This is a genomic window from Bradyrhizobium sp. P5_C11_2, from assembly GCF_054049755.1.
This window is the reverse complement of the sequence record NZ_JBFULT010000818.1, coordinates 1-2,427: the sequence shown is the minus strand read 5'-3', so window position 1 is coordinate 2,427 and position 2,427 is coordinate 1. Positions and strand designations below refer to the sequence as shown.

General features: G+C 65.1%; 3 protein-coding genes. 1 reads left to right on the top strand and 2 read right to left on the bottom strand.

The features are described 5' to 3' along the window. Both ACXJL8_RS38975 and ACXJL8_RS38970 read right to left on the bottom strand, forming a co-directional pair. Window positions 1-800 (bottom strand): hydroxymethylglutaryl-CoA lyase (locus ACXJL8_RS38975; protein ID WP_456686810.1); only part of this gene is annotated, 800 nt, incomplete at its 3' end. After that, the gene (locus ACXJL8_RS38970) at window positions 797-1,969 is read right to left on the bottom strand and encodes a CoA transferase (protein ID WP_456623180.1); all 1,173 of its coding nucleotides are present in this window, start codon (window positions 1,967-1,969) and stop codon (window positions 797-799) included. The genes ACXJL8_RS38975 and ACXJL8_RS38970, both read right to left, overlap by 4 nt. 105 nt (window positions 1,970-2,074) lie before the next feature. On the opposite strand from ACXJL8_RS38970, the gene ACXJL8_RS38965 reads away from it, so the two are divergent. After that, window positions 2,075-2,427 (top strand): LysR family transcriptional regulator (locus tag ACXJL8_RS38965; protein ID WP_456686809.1); only part of this gene is annotated, 353 nt, incomplete at its 3' end.

The window sequence follows — 2,427 nt, the reverse complement described above, 5'->3', positions numbered from 1 at the left end:
CACAGGAACACGAGGTCCTCGAACACGACATTGCCGGTCGCACCGGGCGCGAACGGGCAGCCGCCGAGACCGCCGAGCGAGCCATCGAGGATACGCACACCTTCGTCCAGCGCGGCCGCAGCGTTCGCGATACCCATGCCGCGGGTATCATGGAGATGGATGCAGATCGGCTTCGAGCCCGCGAGCCTGACCGCGGCGCGCGTCAGGTCGGCCACCTGCTTCGGGCCGGCATAACCGACCGTGTCGGCGATCGCGACGAAATCGACGCCGGCTTCAAGGCATTTGTCGACCAGACGAAGCACCTCGACAGGATCGACCGCGCCGGTGATCGAGCAGCCCAGCGCCATCGAGATCGCGGCGTTCACCAGCGGCTTGTGGGGGCTGGCGTCACGCATGTCGCAGAGACGTTTCACATTGGCGATCGCGGATTCGCGCGAGCGGTGCGCATTGGCCTGGCTGTGCTCTTCCGTCGCCGAAACCACCGAGGCGATCTCGCCGACGCCGGACTCCAGCGCCTCGTTCACCCCGCGCTCGTTGAGCGCGAGCGCAATGCCGTGCGCGCCGGGCAATCCGGCGACGGTCGCGACGATGTCGCGGACATCGACGAATTGCGGAAAGGTCGTTGCCGGCAGGAACGAGCCGACCTCGAAATGCCGCACGCCGGCGGCATATTCATCGCGCACCCAGCGCTGCTTGGCCTCGGTGGACGGAATTTTTTTCACGAGCTGGAGCCCGTCGCGCAGGCCGACCTCGCGCAGGCTGACGCGGTCGGCCGGGTAAATCTCCTCAATCCTGCTCATGTGCGCCTCCCTGCGGCTTTGGACGTGACGTCGTTGTCGATCTCGGCGCGAACGGCCGCGGTGTCGGCGCCGAGCGGCGCCACCTTCAGGCCCTCGCCGATGTTGCTGCCGTTCCACTCGATCGGCAGCGCCGGCACGCGGAACGGTTTTCCGTCGGCGTTGACATTGTTGACGAGCCCGCCCGGCCGCAGCACATGCGGGTCGGTCAGGAGATCCTCGGGCCTGTTGATCGGCGAAAAGCAGATGTTGAGTGCATCGAGCCTTTGCGACAGTTTTGCCACGTCCCACTGCCTGATGACCTCGGCGACGCGCGGAATGATCCGCCCGCGTGCCAGGATGCGATCGGTCGTGGTGCGAAGCGCGGGATCATCGAGAAATTCAGTCAAGCCAAATTCCCGGCAAAAGCTCTGCCAGTGGCCCTCGGTCACGACGCCGATGAAGATGCGCGCGCCGCCGGCAGCGTCAAAAATGTCGTAGATCGGCCAGGCATGCTCGCGCTCCGGCATCGAGCGCGGCTTGTTGCCGGTCATCTCATATTCGACCATGTGCTGGGCGACCAGGAACAGGCAGTTCTCGAACAGGCCGATGCGGATGTCGGCGCCGTCGCGCTTGCCCCCGCGCTTCTGATACAGCGCCGCCAGGATCGCGATCACGCCGAACATGCCGCCCATGATGTCGTTGGCGGACGAGCCGACGCGCTGCGGCTTCTCGCGGGTGCCGGTCATGGCGGCAAGGCCCGACATCATCTGCACGACCTCGTCGAGCGCCGGGCGGTGCTCGTAGGGGCCCGACAGAAAGCCCTTGTGGCCGGCGACGATCAGATGTGGATGCCGCCGGCGCAATTCGTCCGCGCCGAGCCCCTGCTTGTCGAGCTGGCCATCGCGAAAATTCTCCAGGAACACATCGGCCGTCTCCAGCAGCCGGTGCATGGTGTCGCGATCCTCAGGCTGCTCGAAATCCAGCACCACGCTGCGCTTGCCGCGGTTGAACAGCGGAAAGAACGCCGTCCCCATGCCGCCGAGGGTCCGGGTCTTGTCGCCCGCCGGCGGTTCGACCTTGATCACCTCCGCGCCCAATTGCGCGAGGATCATGCCGCAGGTCGGGCCCATGACCATGTGGGTCATCTCGACGACGCGCACGCCTGCAAGCGGCAGTCCGGTCTCGGCCATGCGTGTCTCCCTGTTCGTCCATCACGAAGACTAGGCCTTCCCAAGCCTTCTGAAAAATATAATCTATCGAAGATTACCTTCACGATTATAGAACGCTTCGCCGTCATGGATTCACGCCAGCTCCGTTATTTCATCGCCGTGTACGAGCAGCGGAACCTGTCGCGCGCAGCCGACCAGGTGAACGTCGCGCAGTCCGCGCTGAGCCATCACATCTCGAACCTGGAGGCCGAGTTCGCAACGCCCCTGTTCGAGCGCAAGTCGCGCGGCATGGAACCGACCGCGGCCGGCGAACGGCTCTATGAGCACGCCCGCATCATCCTGCGCGCGATGGCGGAAGCCGAGACCGAAGTGCGCGAGGGCGCTCGCGTCATTGCCGGCGATATCTCCATCGGCATGGCAAATTCCGGCGTCAAGGCGATCGGCGTGCAGCTGATGCGGACGGTGCTCACCAAATATCC